This window comes from Pseudomonas alliivorans (genome assembly GCF_017826695.1).
GTDB lineage: Bacteria > Pseudomonadota > Gammaproteobacteria > Pseudomonadales > Pseudomonadaceae > Aquipseudomonas > Aquipseudomonas alliivorans.
The window spans coordinates 432252-458815 of record NZ_JAFFZW010000002.1 but is presented as its reverse complement, the minus strand read 5'-3'; the positions used below and the strand labels follow the sequence as shown (position 1 = coordinate 458815).

Here is a 26564-nt window from a genome sequence, read left to right as displayed (position 1 = left end):
CCAACTCATGAGCCAAAATGTGCCCAATTGCTTGGCGGATAAAGAAATGCCGAACCCGCTTTTAAATAGCCTCCATTATCTACTTGGCCGATCAACCGGACGATCTTCTGACTGTCACCATCGACGACGAGGCCAAAGTCTTTCAAGAAGCACTTCACGTACCGTTCAATACTGAGCGCCCGGTTAGTCAGGGTGTTATCAAGATCGAATAAAACGGCTTTAGGACGCACTGATTCTCCACTACGACTCACGTGGCAATTCCCTCTGTCGCAAGCGTCTGCGAATACCTCGCGTTCAATGATCAGCGCCTGTTCAAATTTATTTCGTACATCCTTTGCAGTTGAGCCGGTCGGCATGTTTCAAACCATAGAAGTCTGATGCCTGACAAGCTATTCAACGTTCATGTGCCCTTCTCTACCACGACTAAGATTTAATTGCGCCCACCGCTCCGCACTGGTCACAGGCAACCCATGCACCGCATTGAATGTCCCCGCTACATCCCACGCCACCCCCCGACCCATGGCAAACACCGCCCGGTACTTTCGCAGATTATCATCAGGCTCTTCTGCAAGATCGGCCATCAACTCCTGCACGCTTAGCTCGCGGCGCTCGACTTTTCGTCCAATGACTCGTTCAACCAGGTCAGCCAGACCGCCGTAGCTGAGTGTATCGCCGGCGGTGTATACGACCTGGTTTATAAGGCGCGGGCTGTGCAGCACGATGGCGGCGGTAAGCGTGCCTATGTCTTCGGGGGGCGTCACCGTGACCGTGGTTTCCAGACTGCCCAGCGCGTTGACTTTTCCGGCGGCCAGGTCAACGACTCCGAACGCTGGATCGAACAGGAAGCTGGTGAACATGCCGGTGGAAATAATTACCCATTCAGTCCGGGATTGAGCACGCAGCAGGTCGCGAACATCCAGTTGCTCATCAAATAGGTCTTGAGGGCTGCCGCGGCCAATGAGGTCGTAGTCCACGCCGAACTGCCAGGGAATATAGCGTTTCACTCCCGACATGAGTGCGGCCTCGGTGAGTTTGCGCTGAGTGCCCCGGCCCGCTGCAAATCCTACGCAACTGATCACCGTGTCGAAACGTTCGAGCACCACAGCAAGTTCTTCCACGGAGGCATCGGCGATGTCGGCTGTCTCAATGGCAACTCCCAAGGCCTTGATGGTGTCGATTTCCTGTTGTTTTACCTTGCTCGAACTCTGAACAGTGGCCTGACGCAGCAGCACGCTGATGCTCATCGATTCGGTTGAACGGGCAGCCAGTCCTTGCAATACGGCAAGCCCCAGTTCGCCGGCCCCTAATACCAAAATGCGTTGTTTGACGTTTGAAATAACAGCCTGCATGGTAAGCCTCTGTTGTCGTACTTAACGTGAGGCCAGGGATCTTGTCATGGACTTTGATGCGCAAAAAGTAGGTACATCCGTGATACCGAGTGGTCTTGATGCTCAGGAAATCGTGCGGCTTTCGCAGAACGCGTGTCGCGCGCTTTCCGATGACGAGGACGGTCTCAAGCGCGATATCCTGGGGCATTCCGGTAACCGATGGTCACTCGGTGTGGTGCATGCACTGGGTGTCACCAGCCCCTTGCGCCACGCGGAGCTGCGTCGCCGATTGCATGGCGTCACCCAACGCATGCTCACTCACACGCTGCGTCAGCTGGAGCGCGACGGGCTTATCTCTCGTCACGACTTTGGCGAGAAGCCCTTGCGTGTCGAGTACGCGTTGACCGAGCTGGGAATGGGGTTGCTGGTGCAGATGATTCCACTATGGACGTGGGTGATCGCGCAATCTGAGGGGTTCAACGAGGCGCGCAAACGTTATGACAACCAGTGACAGCTGGGTAATGCCCTGCATCCAGAGATGAAGCTAAGTCAGGCGAATTTCCAAGTCCCCTACCCCTTCTGCACCAACCTTTCTGGCACTACCGCAAATTGGGCACGGACAGGAGTGGGTATTACGCCTGGTTGCCTGAGCCGCAATCTCCACGCACCAGAGAAGATCAGCGACAAATTCAGAACGATCTGCGCGAAGTCGGTGAAGATTGTGGTCGCCTCACCCAATTTGCTGAAGCGCCGGTTTGATGTCGTAGAGCCCAACAAGGTTTATGGTTTTCGGTTCATTTTTATCTGGCGGACTGCTCGACGCCTATGGCTGGACGACCGTCTCCGGTCTAATTCTGGTTCCAGTGCTGCTGGCTATGTTCGGGCTCCTTTGGCTACAGCGTCGCCCCTCTAAAGCAGGCGTCCAGCCTCAAACGTAACAGGTCGGCTCGGCACTGGCCTGCTTGCAGCCATAAGGTCAATGCCATGTGGTTCAGCCTATGTCAGCTCATTTACTTCGACGCTGCCTCCTCGAATAGCCAGTCCCGAAAAGCGGACAGTTTCGGCAAGCTGGAGCACTCCGCTCGATATACGACGTAATAAGCCAATGGCGACATGCATGATATCTCCGGGAACAAACGTATTAAACGTCCTGCCGCGAGATCATCGGCTGCCATTACGCTTCGAGCGAGAGCGATACCGTGACCATCGATTGCAGCCTGTAGAACCGCCGCTGAATTGTTGATTTGCATTCCGCGTGTGGCAACGTTGGTGACGCCAGCCTTCTGCAACCACATGTCCCAAGATGGAAAGCCAGTATGCCTATCCATCGACAAATCATGAATCAAGGTCTCGCTTGCCAGATCGCTTGGCTTTTGCAAACGCCAATGTTCGCTAAGCAGTCTTGGTGAACATACAGGGTAGACCTCCTCGCCCATCAGCTTATCTGCCACCAGGCCTGGCCAACTACCTGCGCCGTATCGCACCCCGATATCAATACGCTGAGCGAGGAAGTCCACGGGCTTTAGGTTGGTATCAAGTCTTACATCAGTATCAGGTCGAGCGTTGTGAAAGTGCTCAATTCTTGGCAGCAGCCACTTGGCAGCAAACGCAGGACTTATCGCCACGGTGAGTACGCCTGAAGGGGATGCCTCCTGGAGTCTCTCCATGCCGAGAACCAACCTGTCGAAGCCGGCCCGAATATCCGGCAGCGCACGCTCAGCAGTTTCAGTAGGTATTAACCGCACGCGTCCACTGCTACTGCGCAGAAACAGTGGTGCACCCAGCCAATCCTCCAAGGTGCGTACGAGCTGTCCGACTGCGGCGGGTGTGACATTCAACTCCGCCGCTGCCGCTGAAAAGCTTTGATGACGGGCGCTGGCTTCAAACGCGCGTAGGGCATTCAGGTGAACGGGCGATTTCATGTCGGTAAAGAATTTCTTTCAAAGAGGAACACTTTATCTCGTTTGTCGGCGTATGCAAATCAGAGAAGAATCCATCCCATGTCGAAGCCGGAGCAAAGTACCTGCTCAGGAATGCGAAGTTGCTGACGCAATGATTCTGTCAGAAAGAACGCATCCATCGATGAAGCGGAAAATGGACGCCACGGGGCTACGTGCAGTTTAGCTCAAGGGCATGAGCTGGATGCTCCGAGATATTTTTTCTTTTACTGAGTCCTGTCATCGACAGGCGTAAATCGAGGTTTTCAAAATGAGCATTGAATTCAAAGGCAAAAAGCTGTTGGTCGTCGGTGGCACCAGCGGTATGGGTTTGGAATCGGCACGCATGGTGCTGGCTGGCGGTGGTAGCGCTGTAATTGTAGGCAACCGTCCGGATAAGACCGAAGCGGCGCGCCAGGAGCTGGCGAAATTGGGTCAGGTATGGACGGTGACTGCTGACCTATCCAGCAGCGAGGGTTTGAATGCATTGCTCACAGCCATTGATGAGCAGCATGCAGATGTCGATCTGCTGGTGAACGCGGCTGGCGTTTTCTTCCCTAAGCCATTTCTGGAACACGAGGGTGCAGATTACGACCAGTATATGAAGCTGAACAAAGCGTTCTTCTTCATCACTCAGAAAGTAGCCGCCAATCTGGTCGCCAAGAGCAAGCCAGGTGCGATCGTCAACATCGGTTCGATGTGGGCCAAACAAGCCATTGCAGCCACTCCGTCGTCGGCCTATTCGATGGCCAAGGCCGGTCTGCACTCTCTGACCCAACATCTGGCGATGGAATTGGCTCCCAAGCAAATTCGCGTCAATGCGGTCTCCCCTGCGGTTGTACAAACCCCGATCTACGAAGGCTTTATTCCTAAAGCTGAAGTTCATAGCGCACTGCAAGGTTTCAACAGTTTCCACCCAATCGGTCGTGTTGGCACTCCACAGGATGTAGCCGAAGTCGTCTCCTTCCTGCTTTCGGATAAAACAGGCTGGGTCACTGGCGCGATTTGGGATGTCGACGGCGGCGTGATGGCTGGCCGCAACTGATACACCTCGGGCAGGCGCTCGCGCCTGCCTAGCGACGCATGCCCAAATTTTCAAGAGGAATACCGTCATGATGCAAGACTGGAACGCTTACCGTGAAACCCTTCTGGAACGCGTAGGCGATTACGCAAAACAGAGCCCCGACGTTATGCGCGGCCTGATGACTATCGACAACGCTGCCGCCAAGACTGGTCATTTGGAAGCCAAGTTTCATGAAATGATCGCCCTCGCTGTGGCCGTTACCACGCGCTGCGACGGCTGCATTTCAGTGCACACCAAAAAGGCTGTGGATGCTGGTGCCACTCTCGAAGAAATCTCCGAAGCCTTGGGCGTCGCTATTGCTCTCAATGCTGGTGCAGCGCTGACCTATTCGGCGCGTGTCATAGAGACTTACCAACAGCTGCCAAAAGACTAAGCCGCAGCGACAGGTGCCCGCGTTTCTAGGGGGCACCTGTCAGCGCGTTATTAGGAGAATCCCCATGCTGATCAATTCAGATTTCTCGCGCCGCGCGTTCGTGGCACCCCACAAGTATGAATGGGTCTCCTCCCCTCAAAACGGTGTCGAGCGTGTGATGCTGGATCGCGTGGGCGCAGAAAAAGCTCGTGCAACCAGCATAGTGCGGTATGCACCCGATTCGTACTTTCCACACCACATGCACCCAGGCGGTGAGGAAATTCTCGTGTTGGCCGGTACTTTTTCTGAGGACGACGCACATTATCCTGCGGGCTGGTATCTGCGTAACCCACCCGGCTCTGGACACCGCCCCTCCAGCTGTGAGGGCGCGACTATCTTCGTCAAACTTCAGCAAATGCGCGACGACGAAGCCCAACACGTGCGGATTGACACCAGCGACCCAGACAATTGGCTCCGTCACGGTGATCGTGAGATCTGCCCCTTGTTCTCAGACCAATCTGAGGAAGTTTGTTTAATTCGACTGCCAGCATCTGAAGCGCTCCTCTCAACGCCCGTACAAGGCGCGGAGTTGTTGGTGCTGGAAGGTGAAGTGGTTGTGAGTGAGCGCTCTTTTACCTCCGGTAGCTGGGTGCGCACACCCGCTGGAGAAATCCCTCCAATTACCGCCGGCGAACAGGGTGCCACCGTCTATCTCAAGACAGGCCATCTGGCCGACCTGACGGCAGAGGTCTAAATGCGACACGTACGCACTGTCATCGTCGGAGCAGGTTTGAGCGGCCTGTATGCCGCTTATCTACTTGAACGTCAGGGTCGCCAGGATTACATCCTTCTGGAGGCGCGTGATGTGCTCGGAGGCCGAATCGCATCAGTCAGAGCGCCCCACGACCGGACGTCGACAAATACCTCTGATCGATTTGATTTAGGGCCCACTTGGTTCTGGCCCGACTTCCAGATTGAACTGCATCAACTGATTGTGCAGCTAGGCCTGGAATACTTCGAGCAGTTCGACACTGGCGACATGATGATGGAGCGCGCGTCAAGTGATTCGCCGGTACGCATGCGTGGCTATGCCAGCTCACCGGCCTCTATTCGCTTGAAAGGTGGTATGTCGGCACTCATCGATGCACTGAGCCGAGCGCTGGACTCAAAACGAACACTTACCGATCAGACTGTCCTCTCGATTCGCGCCACACCGGCCAATGTAGAAATTGATAGCACAGACTCTGCCGGAAACCTCACGACCTGGTGCGCAGAACAAGTCTTGCTGGCAATGCCTCCGCGTCTCGTAGAGCGCAACATCAAGTTTGAGCCAGCATTGCCAACCGAGTTGGCTCGACAGTGGCGAGACACTGCCACCTGGATGGCGCCTCATGCCAAATACCTTGCGATATACGACAAACCATTCTGGCGTGAGCAGGGGCTGTCCGGTGCCGCGCGGAGTGCGCGTGGCCCATTGGGCGAGATACACGATGCGTCCATGCCTGATGGCAGCGCGGCGCTATTTGGCTTCTTCGGTGTACCTGCGTACGTCCGTAAAGCGGTTCCCGAGGATGTGCTGCGCGAACACTGCCGGGCACAACTCGTACGTCTCTTTGGATCACAGGCAGCGGAACCACGCGCTGACTTCATCAAGGACTGGGCGCAGGATCCTTTAACCGCTACCGAAGCTGATCTTGGCTCGGCTGGCCATCCCACAAATACTCCCCAAGCTGCGGTGAGTTCAGGGATTTGGAAGGGGCGACTCACCGGCATCGCCAGTGAATGGTCACCACAGTTCCCTGGATACGTTGCCGGCGCCATTGAGGCCACGTCGCTGGCAATTCGGGCCTTATCGCCATTGCCGGACTAAACGAATACTTCCCCGTTCGCTGAGGATGAGAACATGCCAGATCAACGTTTTGACTTTCACGGAGCACTTGGAACAGTGCTGTCTGGACGAATTGAGCGTCCACAGACCACACCTCGTGGGTGGGCTATTTTTGCCCATTGTTTCACTTGTGGAAAAGAAAGCCTCGCGGCAGCGCGGATTGCACGAGCCCTTGCACTGAACGGGATTGGTGTACTGCGTTTTGATTTCGCAGGACTCGGGGGTAGCGAAGGAGAATTCGCTGACTCAACTTTCGCCGCTGATGTGGGTGATCTCATCGCCGCAGGCCGCGCCATGACTGAAGCAGGCCATCCTCCTTCATTACTGATTGGCCACAGTTTGGGTGGGGCGGCAGCGTTGAGTGCCGCCGCCGAAATGCCCTCCGTGCAAGCAGTGGCAACCATCGGTGCTCCTGCCGATGTGAAACATATCCTTCATCAGTTCGACAATGACGCTCTCGCGCAGATCGAGACAGAGGGTGAAGCGCAACTTCTACTGGGTGGTCGCCCTTTCACAGTACGCAAATCATTCGTAGACGACGCTCGACAGCAGAATCTCGAAGAGCGTATTGCCCAGATGGGCAAGCCATTGTTGGTCTTGCATGCTCCTGGCGACAACGTGGTCGGAATCAACAACGCTTCAAGGATCTTCCTCGCGGCGCGCCACCCGAAGAGTTTTGTTTCGCTGGACGATGCCAACCATCTGTTAACACGCCGGGCTGACTCGGACTATGCAGCATCAGTAATCGCTGCTTGGGCCGCCCGCTACCTGCCCAAATTGGTCGATGACATCGCCGATATCTCTACGGGCGAAGGTGTAACTGCAGAGGAGACAGGAGCGGGATTGTTCCAGCTCAGATTGAGCACCGGCGCTCACCATTTGCTCGCGGATGAACCGAAATCCGTGGGAGGGCTCGCAAGCGGACTGTCACCCTATGAGCTCGTTTCTGCAGGTTTGGCGGCATGTACGGTTATGACCATGCGCATGTATGCCCGCCGCAAAGGAATTCCGCTCCAACGTGCCAGTGCCCACGTCACACACGCCAAGCGAAACGAGCAGTCACCTGCGGATCTTTTCACTCGTTCGATCACTTTGAACGGGCCTCTCGACGATGAGCAGCGCCGAAAGCTTCTGGCCATCGCCGATAGATGCCCCGTCGATATGACGCTCGTTCGCGGTTCAGACGTCAGCACTTCTCTAGTTGAGAGCGACGCTTTAGTCGATGACGAAGAGCCCCTCATTAAGCCGATCTCCTGAGGAACTGAACATGAGACTACGAGGCAAAACTGCTTTGATCACTGGCGCAACCAGTGGCATTGGTCTGGCGACTGCACAGCTGTTTGTCGAAGAAGGAGCCCGGGTAGTCATTACTGGCCGAGACGCAGAACGTCTTAAACGGGTTGGAGCAGAACTGGGCGGCGCAGTGACAACAATTCAGGCCGATGTACGCAGCCTCAATGATATGCAACGCATGGCTCGAAAAGTTGCCGAGACGTTTGGTGAAGGTGGTTTGGACATTTTCTTCGGCAATGCTGGCGTGGCGTTCTCCACACCCCTGCTCACTACCGAAGAGGCTCGCTTTGACGAGCTTATGGCCGTCAACGTCAAAGGTCTGTTCTTCTCCATGCAAGCCATTACACCTGTGCTGCGTGACGGCGCCTCCGTTGTACTCAATTCCGCCTGGCTAAATGCGGTCGGCATGGGTGGTTTCTCTGCCTTGGCCGCGACCAAGTCAGCCGTACGCTCATTTGCTCGTTCGTGGTCATGCGAATTAATGGATCGAAAAATTCGCGTCAACGCCGTAAGCCCTGGTGCAGTAGACACGCCAATCTTCGAATTGGAAGGTGCCACGCCTGAACAATTGGCCGAGACAAAGCGGCAAATGGCGCTTCGAATTCCTGCTCGCCGCTTAGGGGATCCACACGAGATTGCCCAAGCCGTCCTGTTTCTTGCCAATGATGAGTCGCGCTACATGTTGGGTGCGGAGATTGTTGTTGATGGGGGCTTCGCCCAGCTTTGAATCGATGAAGCGCTGAACCCACTCACGTCAAATCTGACCTAACCATAGGACACAAGACCATGAAAAATACTTACCAAGCAATGCAAGTGACCCGGCCTGGAGTCCTCGAAATGGTGGATCGCCCGATACCTACTCCATGTACCGGAGAGGTATTGATTGAAGTCGAAGCGTGCGGCATCTGTGGTGCCGACATAAGCGACATCGAAGGTGCAGATCCAGCACTACAACCACCGCGGGTACCAGGTCATGAGGTGGTTGGCCGTATAAAGGCGCTCGGCGCACACACCTCGTCCATCTGGAAGATTGGCCAACGCGTAGGGATGGGCCGACTCGGCGGACACTGTAACGAGTGCCCCCAATGCCGTCAGGGCAACTTTCAACTTTGCCCTAACCAACATTTCGTTGGTGCTACCTGTGACGGTGGCTACGCCGAGCTGATGATCGCTCGCAGCAGCGGACTGGTGTCGATCCCCGACGAGCTCGACGCCGTGGAGGCAGCCCCGCTCCTCTGCGCAGGTATAGCGACCTTCAATGCCCTAAAAAAATGTGGTGCCAACGCGGGTGACACCGTGGCCATTCTTGGTATAGGAGGCCTCGGACACATGGCGCTCCAGTATGCGCGCCGCATGGGGTTTAGAGTCATCGCCGTGGGCCGAGGTCAAGACATTGCAGATGATGCGCTGGCATTGGGGGCGCATCTCTATATCGACACCAATAACAAAGATGCTGCAGCAACGCTCAACAGCTTGGGCGGTGCTCAGGCCATCGTCAGCACCGTCGGTCATCCCGACGCGGTGTCTGCGGTGATGGGCGGATTGGTACCTCAAGGAAGGTTGATTCTGCTTGGAGCACACAAGTCCCCCCTGCCCGTGTCGTCTGGACAGTTAGTCGTCGGCGAACGCAGTGTGTGCGGATCCCTCACAGGCACACCCTACGAAAATGAGCGCACCTTGGATTTCAGCGTGCTCACGGATGTACGTCCGAGAATCGAGGTCATGCCACTCGAACAAGCCAATGAGGCCTTTCAGAAGCTGAAGTCTGGTGAAGCCAAATTCCGGATTGTGTTGACTGTCGCAGGTGAAAGTGTGGCACAGAATGGTTTGCCCTAAGCGTCATCGCTCTCGTGCGCTAACACCTAGCGCACATTGTCGCACTTGCGATTGCATTGAAATCGGTGATGGAGATTCAGAATGACGTTCAAGAGCTCAGGCCAGAGCACTGACACAGCGGCTAGCAACGCATCAGTCGCGCCTTTTATCGTTCTGATGACGAGCCTTGCAATGATTGCGTTCGCAGCCAACTCATTGCTCACCAGGGCAGCTTTTCAAACGACCGACATCGATGCGGCTTCATTCAGTGGCATCCGAGTGATATCGGGCGCACTGACATTACTGATAATTTTCCTGGCTCAGGGCGGAAAAATTAAACAGCTCAAAGCGGAGTGGTGGGCCGCAGTCTTTCTCTTCACATATGTCGCCGCCTTTTCCTTCGCCTACCGTGACATCAGTACCGGCGCAGGCGCATTGATACTCTTTGCATCTGCACAAGTCCTTATGATTTCTTATGGGCTCCGGAGGGGGGAACGCACAAGCATCTTCGGGCTGTTCGTTGCTCTCGGCGGAATGATCGCTTTTCTCGCCCCATCCGCATCGGCACCACCTGCGTATGCTGCCGCGTTGATGGCGGTTGCAGGAATCGCGTGGGGCGCTTTCTCAGTGGCCGGAAAGGCTAACGAGTCTCCACTCGTCAAGACTGCGAGCAGTTTTCTTGGGGCAATTCCCTTTGCTGTTGTGCTCGTGCTTTACCAACATGATCATCTGCGTGTCGATACTACCGGGGCGTGGTATGCAGTGATTGCTGGCGGTTTAACGTCAGCCGTTGGATACGCGATCTGGTATTGGGCACGGGTTCGAATGACCACTATTACTGCCGGGGCCGTTCAGCTTTCAGTCCCCATCTTGAGCATGGTACTTGGCGTTCTCATCCTCAGCGAGAACATCACAATGCTCAGCGGTATTTCGGCGTTAGTGACATTGAGCGGTGTCGCGTGGGTCTCATTGACCACCAAGCAAAAGAAACTCTGACGACGCACCGATACGGGTGTTCCCCCCCCGTCTTTCAAAAGTCGGTGACGGTGATTAGGCATGCCCAGCCACCGGAGGTAGCTGGACACCGTTCATCAGCGAAGATTGATCAACCCGTCAATACAGGTAACGGCTTCGCCTCCTACCTTGATGACCTCATCGCTCACTTCGAGATTGATGAAGCCCGCGCGGCCCAAAATTTGACCCTGACTGGCTCGAAATTGACTGCCAAATGCTTCGGCCTGCCCGGTATGTCGGATAAAAGCTGCCATGGCGCCGTTTCCACTGCCGCAAACGGGATCTTCGCTCACACCGCAAGCTGGAGCAAAAGCGCGTATTTCTACATCTGCAGTGCCGTCAACCGGGTACTTGCCGAAAACAATTACCCCAGTTGCTCTATCGCGTAGATTGCTTACCTTCATACTCTGCAAATCAGGCTTATTCGCAATCACCTGCTGAGCACTGGCGAGCTGGACGACAACCCAACGTGCACCGACGTCAACAAGAACAGGTGGATACTCACGCGATAGGGTTGTGCCCAAACAGGCCTCCAATTCATCAATGCGTTGAGTATCAAATGGCTCGAATTTCGGATGGGGGAGCTCAAACGAGATTAACTGCTTTCCGGCCTCGTCAATGGTGACATCAAGCCGCACCAACCCAGCACCGCACTCTTGAACGACGACTCCGTCGGTGGGAGCGATGGCGCCGGCCTCTATGAGAGCGTGTGCGGTGCCGATAGTTGGATGGCCCGCGAACGGGAGCTCTGATCCAGGCGTGAAAATGCGAACGCGATAATCGGCCTGCTCTTGAGTTTTCGGTAATACGAAAGTGGTTTCTGAAAGGTTCGTCCAATTGGCAATCTGTTGCATCTCGGCGTCCGACAGCTCCTTCGCATCGAGAACGACTGCCACAGGGTTACCTTTGTATCGTTCGAACGTGAACACATCAACTTGCTTAAAACTGACGCTGTGCATGATGGGTCGTCCAATAGGGTTGAGAGTCACTGAATTTTAGTTTCTTACCCTTTTTGGATACAGCTACAGTCAGTACATTGATTTATGAGTACAATTCGAAGCCCATCACGTGCATGTCTTTTAGATATCCTGCCAGGTACAGCAAATAGGACCGAAGAGTCGAATTATTTTATCTTGGCGAAGTCATTTGCCCGGCGCTCCCGTCATGTCTGTCAGCTCAAAGCTCGATTCATTTAGCTCGTTCAACACATAGTGGATCTCTTAGGGAACCCACGACCTCATCGTACAGCGTATCTACGGCACGAGATCCCTTTGAGTCCCGGCTCCGCATCAGCACGACTTCAATTACCGGAAGCTCGGGTAAACCTTGCCGCGCATCCAGCACCTTTAGAGTGGGTGGAAGGCTGCACCGCGTAAGCACAGCAACGGCCATTCCGCTTTGAGCAGCAGCAATCTGGCCGCCGACATTAGGACTGTTGTAGACAACGCGATACTCACGTTGCTGAGCCTCAAGCGCTGCCAGTATCTCGGTACGCAACCGCCCGCCTAATTCATGCACTGCAATCGGTAGCGGGCTGCGCTTCCAGATCTCGTGCTGTTCAGCGGCGCCCCACACCAAGGCCTCCTTGAAGAGCAACTCACCACGTGAAGGCGCATCACGGGTTACCAGCGCCAAATCGATCTCACCCCGATCAACCTTTGCGAGCAGCGCTGTGGACTCTTCACATACCAAAGTGACCTCGACCTCACCGAAGCGCGCAGCAAAGTGTCTGAGCACTGGCACCAGATACGGCACTGCATAGTCGTCAGGAACGCCAAGAGACACTCGCCCTGAAAGAGCCCCACCATGCATAGCAAGCACCAGCGTCGAGTGAGACGCCAGCAACCTGCGCGCATGGCCCAGCAGATCGAAGCCAGCGGGCGTCAGAGACAGTTGCCTAGGCTCGCGGTTGAGCAACGGGCGACCGATACTATCTTCTAGCTTCTTTAATTGCATGCTCACCGCTGACTGCGAGCGCGATACCTGTCGCGCTGCCGCCGTCATTGAACCGGTATCAACCACGGCCAGGAAAGTTCTTAGCCAGTCAATTTGCAAATCCTTGGAATGCATCGCTAAATCCTGCCCATTCGAAATTCGAATAGCTATTATAAAACTTATTCGCTTTTCTTGGATCGATAAGCACCCTCAAAATGTCGCCTCAGTAACGCTACAGCCAGGGCCAGTGAGGTGGAATGGTGTTAAGTGTCGATGCAAGCTCAGTGGAGTTGGATAAAAGCGAAGTATGGAGCGGCTTCAAACAGCTCTTGCCGATTTCCATGTTCGTGGTGGTCTTTGCGATTGCGTTCGGGCTTGCTGCTGCGCAGGCAGGGCTGAGCGAAGCGTCAACGCTTCTGATGAGTATTCTGGTATTCGCAGGTGCAGCACAATTTGCCGTGCTTGACCTTTGGGGTCAGCACGTCCCGGTAATGCCGTTGGTGATCACGGTATTCGCGATCAATGCCCGCCATCTGTTGATGGGGGCAACCCTGTACCCCTGGTTACGCGAACTGCCACGCGCCAAGCGTTACGGCGTGATGATGGTGGTTTCCGACGCCAACTGGGCGATGTCGATGCAGGCGTTCAACAGCGACAAGCGAGGCATGGGACTGCTGTTTGGGGGCGGTCTTGCGCTGTGGTCGGCTTGGTCGCTTGGCAGTTGGTTGGGGCTGAAGTTTGGAAGCGTTATCCAGAACCCCGTGAGTCTGGGCCTCGATATGGTGATGGGCTGTTTTCTTCTCGCGATGGTGCTCGGCGGCCAAAAAAACCTGCGCATGTTGATCATCTGGAGTGTGGCAGCCGTAGCGTCCTTGTTGGCGTATTTGTATTTGCCTGAAAACAGTCACGTTGTTACCGGAGCATTGGCGGGTGGTTTGCTGGGCGCAGTGTGGACGGAGAAAAAGAATGAGCATTGAAATATCAGGGTTCGGCACGCTGTCCATCATTCTGATCATGGCAATTGTCACGCTCGCGACCCGATGGGGTGGCGTATTCGTGATGTCATTTGTGCCCATCAACTACAGGGTGCAGCAGTTTATCAGCGCCATGTCTGGATCGGTATTGGTGGCGGTGCTGACACCAATGGCGATCACGGGTGATAACGGCGCGCGACTCGCATTGCTAACGACCGCCATTGTGATGCTAACACTGCGCAAATCTCTTCCGGCAATTGCAGCCGGGATTTTGATGGCGGCTTTATTCAGACGGCTTCAGGTCATCTTGTAATGTGCCCTCTTCCCGACCACCTATGGACATGAAATATGGATCCGCACTCGGTTTTGGCTTTTACCCTCCTCGCAGCCGTCGCCGTCGCCAGCCCTGGCCCTGCGATAATTATGGCGATCAATAACAGTTTGGCATTTGGGCCGCGTTACGCCGTATGGTCATCATTGGGCAATGCTTGCGGATTGTTCTGCTTGTCGGCCGCTGCGGTGTCTGGCTTGGGCGCCCTGCTCGCAAGCTCCGAATGGATGTTCAATGCGGTGAAAGTCTTGGGTGCCGGTTACCTTCTATATCTTGGCGTTAAGCAATTGATCAACAAGCATCCAATCCTCGTACAGGAAGTGCAGCCGGATGGCAAAGCCATCACACCGTCACGTTTGAAACTCTACAAGTCGGCTTTCCTGACCGCCGTCACCAATCCTAAGGCGACGACGTTCTTCACCGCCTTGTTCCCACAATTTATTAACCAGGACGCCGCGCTACTCCCACAATTCCTGCTACTCACCTGCATCTTTATGGGCTTGTCGCTGGCCTCATTGAGCGTTTACGCCGCCGCTGCAGCTCGTGCCAAAAGCGTACTGACCCGCCCAGCACTCTCTTTATGGATCAACAGGCTTGTAGGCTCAGCCTTCATCTGCTTCAGCGCTGCCATTTTGACGGTACGCCGGCCAGTTTCTTGATACAAACCTGCGCCTTTGGCCTGGACTAGCTGGACTGGGCTGAAGACAAGACGCCCTATGTTATGAGCCGACCCAGTTGCAGGCTGAAGGTTGGCTGGGCGAGATTGAGCAAGCGTGCCGCCCGTGTGACGTTTTGCTCGGATAACAGCGCATCCAGCGTGACCAGTAAATCAAGATCCAGACGATGCTACACCTGAAGGTTAGAGGTCAGCACATCTACTCAATCCACAATCACCGTTTTCGGGGACCATCCACGCATTCCCGCTATTCTGGTCCCCGAAAATGCAGTTCTCCAAACACCCTCACGTCTCACTCGGCCTGCTTTTCCTGGCGATAGCCGAATCCGCTTCCGCCACCGGCTTTCTCGACGATGCGACCACCTCCCTGCTCGCCCGTCATTACTTCCTGAGCAACGACTACCGCTCACCCTCTCCCTCCGGGAAGAACTACAAACAGGAATGGGCTCAGGGGTTCATTGGTACGTTCAGCTCAGGTTTCACCGACGGCGCGATGGGCGTCGGTCTGGATGCTCATGCTTTTTACGGGCTGAAACTGGACGGCGGCAAGGGGCATTCGGGCACGGGATTGCTGCCGGTGGACAGTGACGGCCGTAGCGAGCGGGACTACTCCAGCGCGGGTGGCGCGTTCAAGCTCAAGGCCTCCCGAACCACCCTCGCCTTTGGCGAAATGACGGTAGAGACGCCGGTGTTCGACACGTCGGACAAACGTCTGCAGCCTGAATACGCCACCGGGTTTCTCCTCAACAGTCGCGAGATCGACAATGTGAACCTGGTAGCCGGCCATTTCACGGCGTTCAAGAATCAGGACAGCTCATCAGGCAGGGACGATTTTCAGGGCTATGGTGCCAGCACCGATGCTGGAGGGATCAGTTTTGTCGGGGCTGATCTGTTCAGCGACGGCCCGCTGGGTGGCGCGCTGTATGCCTCTGACCTCAGTGAAACCTGGCATCAGTATTACGCCAATCTGCACTGGAAACAGTCTGGCGTATTGCTCGACGCCAACGTCTACCACACCCGCGATACCGGGCAGGCGCTGGCCGGAGAGATTGATAACACGGCGTTCAGCCTTTCGGGCAAGTACACTTCTGGTGCCCATGCAGTGATGCTCGGCTGGCAACGGATCGACGGCGATACGCCTTTCGATTTCGTCGGTGGCGACTCGATCTATCTGGCCAACTCAATCAAGTACGCCGACTTCAACGGCGCCAACGAGCGCTCGTGGCAAGCGCGTTATGATCTGGATTTCGGTGCGTTCGGCATTCCGGGGCTGAGCTTCATGACCCGTTATGTGTCCGGCAGCCACATCGACGGTACGCATGCACCCAAAGGCGGCGCCTATAACCCGTTCGACGCGGACAGCGGTGATTACCAGCCTCAGCAAGGTGATGGCGGCCGTCATTGGGAACGTGATGTTGACCTGCACTACGTCGTCCAGTCCGGTGCGGCCAAGGATCTTTCAGTGCAGCTGTCCCAGGTCTCGCACCGGGCCAACAGCGCTCAGGCGGGTGATGACATTGACCGGATCTATGTGGTGGTTCAGTACCCGTTGGGGTTCTGAACCAAGGTCATCACGCGAGGATAGCGCCTCAACCCTTGATGCGATGCTCCGTGAATTCATAGTCTTCGACGCGTGCGGGCCTCAAAAGTCCGCCACCTTCCCCCAAGCCGACCCCTTGAACCGATCCGGATGATAAGGCTTCGGATCAACAATCGGGTCAGCCCCACTGACGATGTCAGCAATCAAATGCCCTGCTCCCGGGCCGATGCCGAATCCATGACCACTGAACCCGGCCGCCAGCACCAGGCCCGGCAGACTGGCCATTTCTCCGATGCCGGGAACGCCGTCCGGTGTGCTGTCCACATACCCGGCCCACGCGGCTTTTATCGATGAGTCTCGCAGCGCCGGAACCAGCTCCTGCGCGCGTTTGTAGGTCAGTGCGACTGCCGAGGCATCGGCTGTGGGGTCAAGGATTCGCATCTTTTCCATGGGTGTCGGCTGATCGAGGCTCCAGCGTTTCCAGCTTTCATGGCCTGAGCGGATGCCTTCCAGTCCACCCGGTGCGAGGTTGCGCCATCGGCGCATGAACATCGGCAGGAATTGTGTGCCGAAGCCGAGGAGTTGAGGTGTGGGGTCGACGCGCCCTCTTCCGCTGATTGCCAGCGTGTAGCTGCCATCGAAGCGGCGTGTCATCGAGACGCCGGAGGTGTGCAATGCGCCGGGTATTTCATCGCTTGGCGCGGACACCGAGAGCACGGTTTGGCGAATGGTCGCCTGAGGAAAGCGAATGCCGTACTGGCGACAGAACGACGACGCCCACGCACCTGCCGCGAGCACAGCGATCGGGGTGCGGATGACGCCTTTTTCGGTCACGACGGCAGATAACCGACCCGCCTGGGTCTCGATGCCGCGCACAGCGCAGCCTTGATGCACGGTGCTGCCGAGGGCCATGATGGCGCGTGCGACCGCAGGTGCTGCGCGGGAAGGATCTGCTGTGCCGTCGGAGGGCGCGAAAACCCCACCTTTCCACTGTTTGCCCGTCGCTTTGCCGTGTTCAGCGGCTTGCTGCGCGGTGAGCATACGGGTGTCGACGTTGACCGTACGAGCAAACTCGCCCCAGCGCGCCCAGCCGGCGATTTCCTGTTCGTTGTTGCTCAGGTACAGCAGGCCGCAGCGCGAGAAACCGGTCTGCTCGCCAGTCTCTGCGCCGAATTGCTCCCACAATTCCAGAGCCTTGGTAGCCATCGGCAGCTCACGCGCATCGCGGTTCTGCTGACGGCACCAGCCCCAGTTACGACTTGATTGTTCTGCGCCGATGCGACCTTTTTCGATCAACGCGACTTTCATGCCGCGCCTGGCCAGGTAATAGGCGGTAAACGCGCCGATGATGCCGCCGCCGATCACGACCACGTCGGCCTGCGTCGGCAATTCAGGGGAAGATTCTATGGCGGTTAAAGGTGCGGGCATGGTCAGAGGGTCCGTTCAAGGCTTCAGTGCGCAGTGATGTTACCGAGGTATTACACCACCACAGCGCGATGCATAGATGCTTGAAAGTAACGGACCTCTGGCATGAATTACCGTTTAACCGGGTTGCCTCGGCAGACTTTGCCGATGATGCACGCGTAGCGTTATGGCGAACGTCAGGCTGGCGTCTTCGATCCTCTTATCGACGATACTGCTGCAAAACAGTGAGGTACCTGACGAAGCATTTCCCCCTCGCCCTTGAAGGGAATCAAACACTGCAATGCTCAAACTGGCCACCCTGTCGCTACTTGTCTTTCCCTCTGTTCGCTTTTGCGGGTGAGTGGGACGGAATGTGCATTGTCGACGAACGCACGCTGTTCATCACATACAGATCCGAACACGACACAGAAAGATCTGCTCTCACTTCCCCCACCGCAACACCTCATAAGCCTTCTCCACTCCCGGCTCAGGTCGCAGCAACACCGTGGCCTGCACGCGGGCAGCAGAACCGTCGGGCATTCGCGCCCTGCTGTCGATCACCAGCACTTCGCCAGGGTCCATGCCGAGTGCGCTTTGTGACGGCAGGCCCAGGGCGTTGCGCATCAGCGGACTGGCGAATGCAGGGTCCGGACGATCATAGCCGCTCCACAGTGTGATTTCCGGCAGCAGCCGGTTGTAGAGCGTCTGGCTCATGCTCGGGAGCTGGGCGAGTTCCTCCAGCAGTTTGAAGGGCGTCTGGCCGTCATTACGTTTTGCCACGAGTTCGCTGCCGATCTGGCTGGCCTGAGCCTGGGTTGCTCCGCAGGCAAGCGCCAGGCGGGAAAAGTCGTCCGGCTCTGCGTTGTTCAGATAGAGCTTTCCGTTCTCGCTGTGCAAACGGATGAAAAGCTGCGCATCGTCGAACATCACGGGGATCTCACGACCATCGACGATCCACTTCTTGCGTTGCGCAGGATTATCCAGGCCTTGCACCGCCAACTCGATGCCCGCCTGCGCCGCCATCAACGCCTGCACATGCTGACGAAGCTGCAAGGCCTGACGACTTTCCAATTGCACCCATCCAGCCAGCGAACCCAGCAGCAGGCTCAGGATAGCCAACACCCACAGCACCACCAGCAATGCCACGCCGTGCTGACGGCGCGAGCCTTTCACAGGTGTGCCTTTTCGATGGCAGGCTGCAGTTTCAGCGTACTGAAGCGAGCCTCGCGCTGTGCCTGTGTCACGATCAAGTCGAGGCGGAACATGCGCGGTTGACCCGGATGGGTCGGTTGCCGAGCGACATTCAACTGCCATTCGATCCCTTCGCCCAGACTGCCCTGTTGGTGGCCTGGAGTCAGCGGTTCCGAAGTGTGCTCGTCCATCACACTCATGGCCGCATGGGTCAACCGGTCGCTTTGCGCGACTTTCGACAGAGAGCGTGCACTCTGGCCCAACGCGACCAGCAGCACCGTGCTGCACAGGGCCATGAGCGTCAACGCCGCGAGCATTTCCAGCATAGTGAAGCCGCTTTCGCGGCTTGCCGGCCCTGCCCTGTCCATTGCGGCCTGTCGTGGCAGGGGGCGATTACAGACGAACCGCCATGGTGACGAACGCGCTGCGTGGGTTGCCCACCTGGAGGATCTGCAGGTCGCCCGTCGGATCGCTCGCGGCACTGGCGTCGGTATTCAGAGTGGAGATGTAGCGTTTGTCGAACAGGTTCACCACGTTCAGCGAAACCGTCGTGTCCTTGACGGCACCCAGTTTGCCAAAGTCATAGCCCAGCGTCGTGTTGGCCAGCCAGTAGCCGGCGACGCTCGAATCGTTGGTGTAGGTGTAGTAACGCTTGCTCATGTAACTGCCTTGCAGGCCAGCGTTCCATTGCTGCCAGTGCCAGTCCAGGCTGCTGGAATACATCAGCTTGGGCGTATCGACGACGGTTTTGCCTTTGACATGCACCTGGCTGGTGCCGCTCTGGTAATCGTCGTCGTACGTGCTTCGGTTATAGGACGCCGAGTTGGACCAGCGCCAGTTTTCATTGGGGGTCAGGGCAAAAGTCAATTCAAGGCCCCGACTGGTGACCGAGCCAACGTTGGCCACGCTGTTCTGACAGATCACGATGCCGGTGCAATTGGCGATCGCAACCAGGCGATTGTCGAATTTCGTGTTGTAGACCGCAGCCGAGGTCGAGTACAGCGGATTGCTGCGGCGCACACCGACTTCAACGGTCTTGGAAGTTTCGGGCTTGAGGTTCTTGAAACCGCCCGCTGCGTCGACGGCGACCTGCGTGGTGAAGAACGGGCTGTAGCCACTGCTGGGGAACGCGGCAACGTTCTCGGAATACGAGGTGAAGACCTCATCCTGATCATCGAGTTTGTACGTCGCGCCCAACTGCGGCAGGAAACGGTCGCGGGCTTCCAGCGAGCCACTGGCGTAACCGCCGCCCTTGCCTTCAGCAGTCGAGGTGGTAACCGTGTTCTTCGCACCGAACTCCAGCTTCAGACGGTCATCCAGCAAGGTGTAGCTGTCGCGCAGGTAGAATTGCCGCGTCAGGTCGTTGTAATCCTGGGCAAGAACAGTCGCGACCTGCGGCAGCCCCTTGGTTTTCACAATGTTGTTCTGTGGCGCGGTCCCGGTCGGGTCGAACAGATAGCGACCGATATCGTTTTTGTTCGACTGAATCCAGAACCCGCCCTGAATCTCATGCTGGCCGAGGAAATACGTCAGCGACGTCTGAAAGCCAGACCGGTTGATGCCATAGACGGTGCTGCGAATGGAGTTGGTGGGCACGGTGGTCGTGCCGTTGGTGAAGACAAACGGGTAATAAGAGTTGCCGCGTCCCGAGTCGTGGTGGTGATAGACCGCAGCATCCAGCAGCACATCGTCGCTGAGCGAGAAATTGCCGCTCAGGATGTCCAGTTCATCGTCACGCAGGCTGCTGCCGTTGTAGGTCGCATCCCCCGCACGGGTAACGCCACCGGTAAAGATGCCGTTGGCCGCATTCACGGCGCGCGTCCAGTCGGGCGTGTAATAGCTCCAGTTGTAACCCAGTCGCCGGATTATGCTGCTCGACAGAGACGGCAGGCTGGCCTCGTTGTGGGTAGAAGTACTGTGATAGAAGCTCAGGTGATTACTGCCGAAATCGTAGGTGACCTTGGCGTTTACAGCATCCGATTCCTGCGGGTTGTCGTGACCTTTCCAGGCATCGGCGTCATACGTTTCTCCGGAAATATAAGCGGCCAGACCGTTGTATTCGCCGGTGTCGAATCGAGCAAACGTCCGCTTGGTTTTGTAGTCGCCAAAGGTCTGCGACAGCCGTGCGCCAATCTCCTTGTCAGGATTGGAACTGGTGAAGGCAACTGTGCCGCCCAGATTGCTGTTGGAGGCCGTGCCTAGCGCGCCGATACCGGCGGCCACTTCACTGCTGGCGATGTTTTCCGCAATGATTGCCCGGGTAATGCTCAGGCCATTGAAGTTGGCAAAGCTCATGTTGCCCAGCGTGACGCCATCCAGCGTGTAGCCCAGGTGGTGCATGTCGAAGCCGCGCAGACTGATGCGCTGACTGCTCTCCTCTCGCCCCAGCGGGTCGCCGGACTGAAAGCTGACCCCTGCCAGACGCTGCAGGACTTTCATCGGGTTGGTGGCGGGCGAATACGCCTTGATGTCCTTGTCACTCACCCGCTGCACCTGGCGCGTTTCGCCCTGGCCGATGACGGAAACCGTGCCTAGCGTGGTATCTGCCGCTGCGGAGACGGGTTCCTCAGTCGACGTAGTCGGCGTCGCGGTGTCCTGCGCATAAGCCGCCAGACTTAACGTGTGCAAACCGATCAATAGCACCAGGCGTCGGACGGGGAAACGTGACGCGTGCGTGGTCGATAACGTGATCATGAAAGGATTTCCAGGACGTAATGAGTCGACAGGTTCCGGCCCGCGTGAGGGCTGGCCGGGATTATTGGGTTCAAGGGCTTTCGGTGATTACCGCCAGCCGTGTGATGCCGGATCGCTGCACATCCGCCAGTACGCGGGCGACTCGTCCGTAGTCGGTTGCCGTATCGGCGCGCAGGGTCAGCGCGACCTCCGGGTCTCGTGTATGCAGGTTTTGCAGGGCATCCGGCAGCTGTTCCTCGACCAGAGGCTCGCCATCGACAAACAGACTGCCTGTGGCGTCGATACTGATAGCGACAGGCTTGGCGTCATCCAGCGGTGCGGTAGAAACGGTTTGCGGCAGGTTCAGCGGGATGGCGTTGGTCAACAAGGGGGCTGTAACGATGAACACCACCAGCAGTACCAGCATGACGTCGACCATCGGCGTGATGTTGATATCGCTGATTGCGTCGTCGTCATTGCTTGATGAAAAGGCCATGTCATGCAACCCCGCTGAGGTTGCGCACGCCGTCACGTTCACCTTTCAATCGGAAGGCATGGCGCTGGGCGCGATTGAGCAGGTCAACTGCGAACGCATCCAGATCGGCAACGATGAGCTTCACGCGACGGCCCAGGAAGTTGTAGGCCAGCACAGCAGGCACAGCCACGGCGATACCGACACCCGTGGCGATCAGCGCTTCGCCGATAGGCCCTGCCACTATCGCAATACTGGCTGATTTGGCGGTGCTGATAGCTTGCAGCGCGTGGATGATGCCAAACACGGTGCCGAACAGACCAATGAACGGCGCAGTGCTACCGATGGACGCGAGCACGATCATGCCGCTTTCGAGGCTGCGTCGTTCGCCGTGAATCTGCTGATGCAGGCTGCGCTCGAGCAGTTCCTGTCGGCTCCAGCTATCGGTTGGCTCGTGACCGTCCTGACCGTTGGAGAGCGCTTTGGTGGTCACCTGCGCGAGACGCGCCAACTGACTTTTTTCCGGACCGCTGCGTAATGCCGCGTCAAAATCCTGCGCTGCCCAGAACGCCTGGGTGTAGCGCTTGTTCTGGCTCTTCGCCCTTCCCTGCTGCCAGGCCTTGAGCAACAGTACGGCCCAGGTTGCCAGTGAAAACAGCAACAGAATGCCCATGGAGCTTTGCTGTATCAGTGTTGAATAGTCGATTGTCATAGTGAAGCCTCAAGGCGCGAGAGTGAAGGCAAGCGGAACGTTGACCCAGCCATCGACCGGTGTATCGCCACGCTTGGCAGGAGTGAATGACCATTGCCGCACCGCCGCTTTCGCCGCGTCGTCGAGTGCCGGGAAACCGCTGCTCTGAGTCACTTCAATCTGATCCGGATGGCCGCTGGCCAATACATGCACGCGCAACAGGGTCGTGCCCTGCTGATGGCGTTTCGCAGCGGCGGGCGGATAAACCGGTGGCGGGTTGTTCAGGTAACCCGCGCGGCCAATGGGCGCAGTGGTTCGTGGCTCCGGGCTGGGCGCTGGAGCAGGTGGTGCCGGCTTTGCAGCGGCCTGAGGCGCCGTAGGTGTCGGCGGCGCGGTCTGTTTTTCGGCCACTTGCGGCTTTGCCTGTGGCTTGGCAGGCACAGGGCGTGTCGCTGGTTTTGGCGTGGGGGCCACAGGTTTGAGCGGCTCTGCCGGGGCAGGCGGCGGAGGCGGCGCAACAGGCGGAGTCGGTTCAGCGGGCGCCGAAGGCACGGGGGGTTTGGGGGCAGAGACCATTTGCATGGCAATCGGCATGGGCTGCGTAATAGGCGGCAATGGCTGCGCAGGCATACTGTGCAACAAGAGAAAACCACCCACATGCGCGCTCAGCGCGATGACACAGACCAGCGCAATGTGAGGCTTGCTGGTCGGTGGGACGGCTACTTCCGGCAAGGGTGCAGCGGGCTTGTCGAATGCATGTGCTGCAAGGCTCGGTGTCGAAGTGTGCTCGCGGACCTGTTGCGGCGGACGTCGGGATGAAAGTAACGCAGGCATAACATCACCAGTTCAGGGCGGAATACCCAAGAGCGGGCCGCTTTTTTAAGTTGGGCGATGCTACTATGGGTTTTATGTAGTTAATGTGACCGTGATCGTTCTTGTTGATAAGTTTCATCTTTGCAAAAAAAAATGATGGCCAATTAATGCTTCGGCGACAGGCAAGCTATTAACCGGCCACAGTGATAGACATAATCGCTTATGTGATGGTTTTGTTTTGGTTTTCTGACACGCCACCCATTGAGTGTCACGCTCAAGAAAGCATGAATAAAACAGGACGTGCACCTACGGCCGGACACAGAGTGTAAGTCTGGCCTGCGCATTCAGGCGTCTTCTGTTCGGCTTTACTTGAATATCAGTTTGAAATAAGGCTCATGTTTCTACGACCGGAATTCCTCAGTTCAGTGATGGCTGTCAAGGGGTCGTCCGTAATAATGTAGCCAAAACTCTTGTCTACCGTATTCATGATCCAATTGAGGCTGGTACGGTTGTCACCCGTCTCTTGACCGTTACCATACTTGGACTTCCATAGCCAGTATTTTGGTTCTGTGCAGCAATGCCCATCGGCGGCAAAGTAGGAATAGTATTTGGTTTCTGGCACAGGCTGATAGGCACCCACGGTTTTGACGTTGCGCATCGTCCTGTTGTTGTAATAGTTCTCCATGATGTTGTTCAGAGGAAACCGATGAGAGTTGTCGTACTCCTTAAGCCGCACCTCAGTCGCGTAGACATAATTCTTGTTGTAATAGCCTAGCCAATTTTGAAGCAGCTTCCCCGGTCCACCGCTGGTGTCGATCGCATCAGCACCGAACACCGGAATCAACCTGAAGCGTCCTCCTTCGCTTTGAACGTTGATGATGCCCTTGGCTTCGAATTCACCGGCCGTCATGCCAATCGAGTTGACGGGCATCTTGAAATAGACCCAGCGCTCGGCAGGCGTACCCCACGCGTTGGTGTGTGCTTTCACGATTTGCCAGGCTTTCTTCGCAGCTTCGATATTCTTCACGTCAAGCAAAAGGATCATCGCAATCCGCTGGTTCTTGATCGCATTCAGAACGTCATCGAGGCTCGGCATCTTCTGATTCGTATAGCCGTTGCGCAGAGGATTGCGAAGGTACAGATCAAGCGTATTCCCAAAGTAGTTCGACAGGGCGGGGTTGTAGCCAAATCTAGTGTAAGGGTCATAGTCACTTGTACGTCCGACCGTGGAAACGTTGGTGGTTCGGCCCAGATTGCTGTCATGCAAGAGAATGACGTGACCGGCACGGTCCAGTTGCAGATCGATTTCCGAGCACTCTATTCCCTGATTATGGGCCTGTTCGATCGCCGCGATCGAGTTCTCCGGCACGTTGCGAAGCCAGTCAGGATGGGCATTGGTACCGATGGCGGTCCCATGCAAGCCACGGTGGGCACAGACTATGGTCAGGTCATTGTGTGCACGTTTGAGTACGTCACCGATCTTGTCGGTGTTGTACTCTTCAGCGAACGAAACGCAGGGTGTAATCAGAGCGGCAGTTGCACAAGCTAGAACCCAGATCGGCATACGTAACATAAGCTTGACCTCCTTCAGGTGAGTATCACATCAGTCGGGCAGTGCCGGTGGCAGGTTCTTCCCTGCCATCGCTTCCACATACACGGAGGGTGGTGCGGGAGGTGGTTGAGTGGGAGACGTTAAAGCGCCGGTATCCGGGTCATAGGAAAAGACCTCCTGGACACTGTCGATGCTCACCTTGAGTCGCCCTTGCTGCAGGTCATCGTCGACCTTCAAGACGCGTCGGAATCCATCGGAGCAGGTAATGCTGGCCCCGCTCGCGAAGCCTGACCCTTCTGGTTCGAGAGGCACGATCATGCACATTTCGCCATCGGGCCGACTGATCTGCAGCCAGCCCTGCGGCGTGATTCGATGGGTGTAGACCGGCTGACCATCCGGGCCGAGGGTGGTGAAAGCAGCGCCGCGCTCGAAGCGCCGTTCAGGGGCATCGCTGCCTTTCACACCCACGATGTTGTGCGTCAGAAGACCGTCGGGGCCGATGTAGTAATGCGCGATTTGTGTTCCGATGTTGGCGGGCCAGCGTAGATGCATGTGCACGTGAGGCGGCGCATCTTCATGACCGTGCGGCGCGTTGGTGTCGAACCCCATGATCTGGATCTGACCGAGCCCGTGATGCTGCACGTAACGGCCAAGGTCCAGATCCCGGACCACCTCTCGCTGCGCGAACTGCAATACGTTGGCCGCAGCACGCTGAAGGGATGGAAACTCGCCCTGTGCATAGGCTCCGGCTCGTCGTGCCGGATCGGCATGTTCAAGGCGCAATACCATGCCAGGCTCGACGATATGGGTCGAGACCTGTGCGGCCGTGATTGCATCTGCCGCAAGCGGTGCGAGCGCAACGATCAAGTGCTTTCCGTCAAGCCGGAACGCAATGTCGCCAGCCTCCAGAATGACACGGGAGATGTTCGCGACCGCCCCGCCAAATGCCAGTTCCAGCGTGCGTGATCGAGGCACTTTCAGTGCAATGAGGGTCTCGCGAGCGTTGTCGGCATTCCACAAGTCATCGGTGACCGGCTCACACGCGACGCAACTGGCCGGAACGAACTGAACACCGGGGCCGTCTGCACGCTTTACGAATTTCAGCACTACGGTAACAGTGGAATCCTTGACAGGTAAGAACGCCGCCATTGCCAAGCCTGAACTCAGCATTGCACTTGTCGCAAGGGCCATTGTCCAGGATGCCGTCATGAGTCGGACTTCCGTAAAGGTGCGAAAGTCGATAGGCGACGTGCGCTCATGAATAATGAATGTCCATGTGGGTCAGTGGATGATTGCATCGCAGTTACACGCTCGTTCGACAGAATTGCAACGATTAAGTTATTGGCGGAAAATTATAGATACGTCGATATCAATAACGTTTCCGTCCTGAACAGGCTAAAAAAATGCGTATCAACACCCTCTTGCTTGTTAAATAAATTGAGGGTGCATCAGTAGACGCTGTTATCGGAGATATACCTTTACATTCGTACTGACGGTACGTCGTCGATATGACAGATTGAGGACGTCATTCCCCTGCCTGTATTGGTTTTACGCCGGACAGAGAGAAGGCGATCATCATTCAATGGCAGCTGTTAAACGTG

General features: G+C 56.5%; 27 protein-coding genes and 1 pseudogene. 13 read left to right on the top strand and 15 right to left on the bottom strand.

Annotated features, from left to right (window positions below; genetic code table 11):
• Nucleotides 1-5: 5 nt before the first annotated feature.
• Entirely contained in the window at nt 6-356 is a 351-nt protein-coding gene (locus JTJ32_RS26335; protein WP_236059207.1) for a hypothetical protein, read from the bottom strand.
• 33 nt (nt 357-389) lie between these two features.
• Nucleotides 390-1349 carry an aromatic alcohol reductase gene (locus JTJ32_RS06635; RefSeq protein ID WP_210041499.1) on the bottom strand — a complete coding sequence of 320 codons (960 nt, stop codon included), beginning with the start codon at nt 1347-1349 and terminating at the stop codon, nt 390-392.
• A 46-nt stretch (nt 1350-1395) separates the two neighbouring features.
• On the opposite strand from JTJ32_RS06635, the gene JTJ32_RS06630 reads away from it, so the two are divergent.
• Complete coding sequence (locus JTJ32_RS06630) at nt 1396-1839, top strand: winged helix-turn-helix transcriptional regulator (RefSeq protein ID WP_099230777.1); 444 nt, start codon at nt 1396-1398, stop codon at nt 1837-1839.
• Nucleotides 1840-2338: 499 nt separating this feature from the next.
• On the opposite strand, the gene gcvA is transcribed toward JTJ32_RS06630, so the two are convergent.
• Complete coding sequence (gene gcvA / locus JTJ32_RS06620) at nt 2339-3250, bottom strand: transcriptional regulator GcvA (protein WP_099230775.1); 912 nt, start codon at nt 3248-3250, stop codon at nt 2339-2341.
• A gap of 286 nt (nt 3251-3536) precedes the next feature.
• Between gcvA and JTJ32_RS06615 the strand changes: the two genes are divergently transcribed.
• The 8 genes from JTJ32_RS06615 (at nt 3537) to JTJ32_RS06580 (ending at nt 10693) form a co-directional block, all read left to right on the top strand.
• A complete protein-coding gene (locus JTJ32_RS06615) occupies nt 3537-4310 on the top strand; it encodes an SDR family NAD(P)-dependent oxidoreductase (protein ID WP_099230773.1) in 774 nt (257 codons plus the stop codon).
• 70 nt (nt 4311-4380) lie between these two features.
• Nucleotides 4381-4722, top strand: a complete 342-nt coding sequence (locus tag JTJ32_RS06610; protein WP_218963285.1) for a carboxymuconolactone decarboxylase family protein — start codon at nt 4381-4383, stop codon at nt 4720-4722.
• Nucleotides 4723-4786: 64 nt separating this feature from the next.
• The gene (locus JTJ32_RS06605; RefSeq protein ID WP_210041498.1) at nt 4787-5455 is read left to right on the top strand and encodes a cupin domain-containing protein; all 669 of its coding nucleotides are present in this window, start codon (nt 4787-4789) and stop codon (nt 5453-5455) included.
• A gap of 36 nt (nt 5456-5491) precedes the next feature.
• Nucleotides 5492-6571 (top strand): flavin monoamine oxidase family protein, encoded by a 1080-nt coding sequence (locus JTJ32_RS06600; protein WP_236059206.1) that lies wholly within the window; start codon nt 5492-5494, stop codon nt 6569-6571.
• A gap of 33 nt (nt 6572-6604) precedes the next feature.
• Nucleotides 6605-7846 carry a bifunctional alpha/beta hydrolase/OsmC family protein gene (locus JTJ32_RS06595; protein WP_210041495.1) on the top strand — a complete coding sequence of 414 codons (1242 nt, stop codon included), beginning with the start codon at nt 6605-6607 and terminating at the stop codon, nt 7844-7846.
• Between the two features lie 10 nt (nt 7847-7856).
• The gene (locus tag JTJ32_RS06590) at nt 7857-8609 is read left to right on the top strand and encodes an SDR family oxidoreductase (protein ID WP_210041493.1); all 753 of its coding nucleotides are present in this window, start codon (nt 7857-7859) and stop codon (nt 8607-8609) included.
• 59 nt (nt 8610-8668) lie between these two features.
• Nucleotides 8669-9718, top strand: coding sequence for an alcohol dehydrogenase (locus tag JTJ32_RS06585; protein WP_210041492.1), 1050 nt, complete (start codon nt 8669-8671; stop codon nt 9716-9718).
• A gap of 81 nt (nt 9719-9799) precedes the next feature.
• Nucleotides 9800-10693, top strand: a complete 894-nt coding sequence (locus JTJ32_RS06580) for a DMT family transporter (RefSeq protein WP_210041491.1) — start codon at nt 9800-9802, stop codon at nt 10691-10693.
• A 95-nt stretch (nt 10694-10788) separates the two neighbouring features.
• On the opposite strand, the gene JTJ32_RS06575 is transcribed toward JTJ32_RS06580, so the two are convergent.
• Entirely contained in the window at nt 10789-11670 is an 882-nt protein-coding gene (locus JTJ32_RS06575; protein ID WP_210041490.1) for a PhzF family phenazine biosynthesis protein, read from the bottom strand.
• A 229-nt stretch (nt 11671-11899) separates the two neighbouring features.
• Nucleotides 11900-12781 carry a LysR family transcriptional regulator gene (locus JTJ32_RS06570; RefSeq protein ID WP_099230759.1) on the bottom strand — a complete coding sequence of 294 codons (882 nt, stop codon included), beginning with the start codon at nt 12779-12781 and terminating at the stop codon, nt 11900-11902.
• A 122-nt stretch (nt 12782-12903) separates the two neighbouring features.
• Here JTJ32_RS06570 and JTJ32_RS06565 point away from each other — a divergent pair, with 122 nt between their 5' ends.
• From JTJ32_RS06565 to JTJ32_RS06555, 3 genes are read left to right on the top strand one after another with little or no spacing between them, the layout of a single operon-like run.
• Nucleotides 12904-13623, top strand: a complete 720-nt coding sequence (locus JTJ32_RS06565; RefSeq protein WP_210041489.1) for an AzlC family ABC transporter permease — start codon at nt 12904-12906, stop codon at nt 13621-13623.
• Nucleotides 13613-13933 (top strand): AzlD family protein, encoded by a 321-nt coding sequence (locus JTJ32_RS06560; RefSeq protein ID WP_184322714.1) that lies wholly within the window; start codon nt 13613-13615, stop codon nt 13931-13933. The genes JTJ32_RS06565 and JTJ32_RS06560 overlap by 11 nt, the downstream gene beginning before the upstream one ends.
• Before the next feature lie 35 nt (nt 13934-13968).
• Entirely contained in the window at nt 13969-14610 is a 642-nt protein-coding gene (locus JTJ32_RS06555) for a LysE family translocator (protein WP_210041488.1), read from the top strand.
• A gap of 64 nt (nt 14611-14674) precedes the next feature.
• On the opposite strand, the pseudogene JTJ32_RS06550 reads toward JTJ32_RS06555, so the two are convergent.
• Nucleotides 14675-14791 (bottom strand): annotated as a pseudogene (locus tag JTJ32_RS06550) (LysR family transcriptional regulator); the annotation flags it as partial.
• A 101-nt stretch (nt 14792-14892) separates the two neighbouring features.
• Between JTJ32_RS06550 and JTJ32_RS06545 the strand changes: the two are divergent.
• The gene (locus tag JTJ32_RS06545; protein WP_210041487.1) at nt 14893-16188 is read left to right on the top strand and encodes an OprD family porin; all 1296 of its coding nucleotides are present in this window, start codon (nt 14893-14895) and stop codon (nt 16186-16188) included.
• 81 nt (nt 16189-16269) lie between these two features.
• On the opposite strand, the gene JTJ32_RS06540 is transcribed toward JTJ32_RS06545, so the two are convergent.
• The 9 genes from JTJ32_RS06540 to JTJ32_RS06500 form a co-directional block, all read right to left on the bottom strand.
• Nucleotides 16270-17595 carry an NAD(P)/FAD-dependent oxidoreductase gene (locus tag JTJ32_RS06540; RefSeq protein ID WP_210041486.1) on the bottom strand — a complete coding sequence of 442 codons (1326 nt, stop codon included), beginning with the start codon at nt 17593-17595 and terminating at the stop codon, nt 16270-16272.
• A 417-nt stretch (nt 17596-18012) separates the two neighbouring features.
• Nucleotides 18013-18744: a type II secretion system protein GspK gene (locus tag JTJ32_RS06535; protein ID WP_210041484.1), complete on the bottom strand. Its 732-nt coding sequence runs from the start codon at nt 18742-18744 to the stop codon at nt 18013-18015.
• Nucleotides 18741-19130, bottom strand: a complete 390-nt coding sequence (locus JTJ32_RS06530) for a type II secretion system protein (protein ID WP_099230745.1) — start codon at nt 19128-19130, stop codon at nt 18741-18743. The genes JTJ32_RS06535 and JTJ32_RS06530 overlap by 4 nt, the downstream gene beginning before the upstream one ends.
• Nucleotides 19131-19155: 25 nt before the next feature.
• Nucleotides 19156-21456: a TonB-dependent receptor gene (locus JTJ32_RS06525; protein ID WP_210041482.1), complete on the bottom strand. Its 2301-nt coding sequence runs from the start codon at nt 21454-21456 to the stop codon at nt 19156-19158.
• A gap of 70 nt (nt 21457-21526) precedes the next feature.
• Nucleotides 21527-21931 (bottom strand): ExbD/TolR family protein, encoded by a 405-nt coding sequence (locus JTJ32_RS06520; protein WP_004882306.1) that lies wholly within the window; start codon nt 21929-21931, stop codon nt 21527-21529.
• Between the two features lies 1 nt (nt 21932).
• The gene (locus JTJ32_RS06515; RefSeq protein WP_099230739.1) at nt 21933-22619 is read right to left on the bottom strand and encodes a MotA/TolQ/ExbB proton channel family protein; all 687 of its coding nucleotides are present in this window, start codon (nt 22617-22619) and stop codon (nt 21933-21935) included.
• Nucleotides 22620-22628: 9 nt separating this feature from the next.
• Complete coding sequence (locus JTJ32_RS06510) at nt 22629-23432, bottom strand: energy transducer TonB (protein WP_210041479.1); 804 nt, start codon at nt 23430-23432, stop codon at nt 22629-22631.
• Between the two features lie 355 nt (nt 23433-23787).
• Nucleotides 23788-24984, bottom strand: a complete 1197-nt coding sequence (locus JTJ32_RS06505) for a glycerophosphodiester phosphodiesterase family protein (protein ID WP_236059205.1) — start codon at nt 24982-24984, stop codon at nt 23788-23790.
• A gap of 30 nt (nt 24985-25014) precedes the next feature.
• Nucleotides 25015-26112 carry a hypothetical protein gene (locus tag JTJ32_RS06500; protein ID WP_236059204.1) on the bottom strand — a complete coding sequence of 366 codons (1098 nt, stop codon included), beginning with the start codon at nt 26110-26112 and terminating at the stop codon, nt 25015-25017.
• Nucleotides 26113-26564: the final 452 nt, after the last annotated feature.

What these genes read in the sequence shown, in the direction of transcription:
- JTJ32_RS06540 (WP_210041486.1), bottom strand. Translation starts at nt 17,595, where the DNA reads ATGCCCGCACCTTTAACCGCCATAGAATCTTCCCCTGAATTGCCGACG.
- JTJ32_RS06570 (WP_099230759.1), bottom strand. Translation starts at nt 12,781, where the DNA reads ATGCATTCCAAGGATTTGCAAATTGACTGGCTAAGAACTTTCCTGGCC.
- JTJ32_RS06555 (WP_210041488.1), top strand. Translation starts at nt 13,969, where the DNA reads ATGGATCCGCACTCGGTTTTGGCTTTTACCCTCCTCGCAGCCGTCGCC.
- JTJ32_RS06520 (WP_004882306.1), bottom strand. Translation starts at nt 21,931, where the DNA reads ATGGCCTTTTCATCAAGCAATGACGACGACGCAATCAGCGATATCAAC.
- JTJ32_RS06590 (WP_210041493.1), top strand. Translation starts at nt 7,857, where the DNA reads ATGAGACTACGAGGCAAAACTGCTTTGATCACTGGCGCAACCAGTGGC.
- JTJ32_RS06505 (WP_236059205.1), bottom strand. Translation starts at nt 24,984, where the DNA reads ATGTTACGTATGCCGATCTGGGTTCTAGCTTGTGCAACTGCCGCTCTG.
- JTJ32_RS06585 (WP_210041492.1), top strand. Translation starts at nt 8,669, where the DNA reads ATGAAAAATACTTACCAAGCAATGCAAGTGACCCGGCCTGGAGTCCTC.
- JTJ32_RS06635 (WP_210041499.1), bottom strand. Translation starts at nt 1,349, where the DNA reads ATGCAGGCTGTTATTTCAAACGTCAAACAACGCATTTTGGTATTAGGG.
- JTJ32_RS06605 (WP_210041498.1), top strand. Translation starts at nt 4,787, where the DNA reads ATGCTGATCAATTCAGATTTCTCGCGCCGCGCGTTCGTGGCACCCCAC.
- JTJ32_RS06615 (WP_099230773.1), top strand. Translation starts at nt 3,537, where the DNA reads ATGAGCATTGAATTCAAAGGCAAAAAGCTGTTGGTCGTCGGTGGCACC.
- JTJ32_RS06630 (WP_099230777.1), top strand. Translation starts at nt 1,396, where the DNA reads ATGGACTTTGATGCGCAAAAAGTAGGTACATCCGTGATACCGAGTGGT.
- gcvA (WP_099230775.1), bottom strand. Translation starts at nt 3,250, where the DNA reads ATGAAATCGCCCGTTCACCTGAATGCCCTACGCGCGTTTGAAGCCAGC.
- JTJ32_RS06595 (WP_210041495.1), top strand. Translation starts at nt 6,605, where the DNA reads ATGCCAGATCAACGTTTTGACTTTCACGGAGCACTTGGAACAGTGCTG.
- JTJ32_RS06530 (WP_099230745.1), bottom strand. Translation starts at nt 19,130, where the DNA reads ATGGACAGGGCAGGGCCGGCAAGCCGCGAAAGCGGCTTCACTATGCTG.
- JTJ32_RS06545 (WP_210041487.1), top strand. Translation starts at nt 14,893, where the DNA reads ATGCAGTTCTCCAAACACCCTCACGTCTCACTCGGCCTGCTTTTCCTG.
- JTJ32_RS06575 (WP_210041490.1), bottom strand. Translation starts at nt 11,670, where the DNA reads ATGCACAGCGTCAGTTTTAAGCAAGTTGATGTGTTCACGTTCGAACGA.
- JTJ32_RS06560 (WP_184322714.1), top strand. Translation starts at nt 13,613, where the DNA reads ATGAGCATTGAAATATCAGGGTTCGGCACGCTGTCCATCATTCTGATC.
- JTJ32_RS06610 (WP_218963285.1), top strand. Translation starts at nt 4,381, where the DNA reads ATGCAAGACTGGAACGCTTACCGTGAAACCCTTCTGGAACGCGTAGGC.
- JTJ32_RS06500 (WP_236059204.1), bottom strand. Translation starts at nt 26,112, where the DNA reads ATGGCGGCGTTCTTACCTGTCAAGGATTCCACTGTTACCGTAGTGCTG.
- JTJ32_RS06515 (WP_099230739.1), bottom strand. Translation starts at nt 22,619, where the DNA reads ATGACAATCGACTATTCAACACTGATACAGCAAAGCTCCATGGGCATT.
- JTJ32_RS06510 (WP_210041479.1), bottom strand. Translation starts at nt 23,432, where the DNA reads ATGCCTGCGTTACTTTCATCCCGACGTCCGCCGCAACAGGTCCGCGAG.
- JTJ32_RS26335 (WP_236059207.1), bottom strand. Translation starts at nt 356, where the DNA reads ATGCCGACCGGCTCAACTGCAAAGGATGTACGAAATAAATTTGAACAG.
- JTJ32_RS06565 (WP_210041489.1), top strand. Translation starts at nt 12,904, where the DNA reads ATGGTGTTAAGTGTCGATGCAAGCTCAGTGGAGTTGGATAAAAGCGAA.
- JTJ32_RS06580 (WP_210041491.1), top strand. Translation starts at nt 9,800, where the DNA reads ATGACGTTCAAGAGCTCAGGCCAGAGCACTGACACAGCGGCTAGCAAC.
- JTJ32_RS06525 (WP_210041482.1), bottom strand. Translation starts at nt 21,456, where the DNA reads ATGATCACGTTATCGACCACGCACGCGTCACGTTTCCCCGTCCGACGC.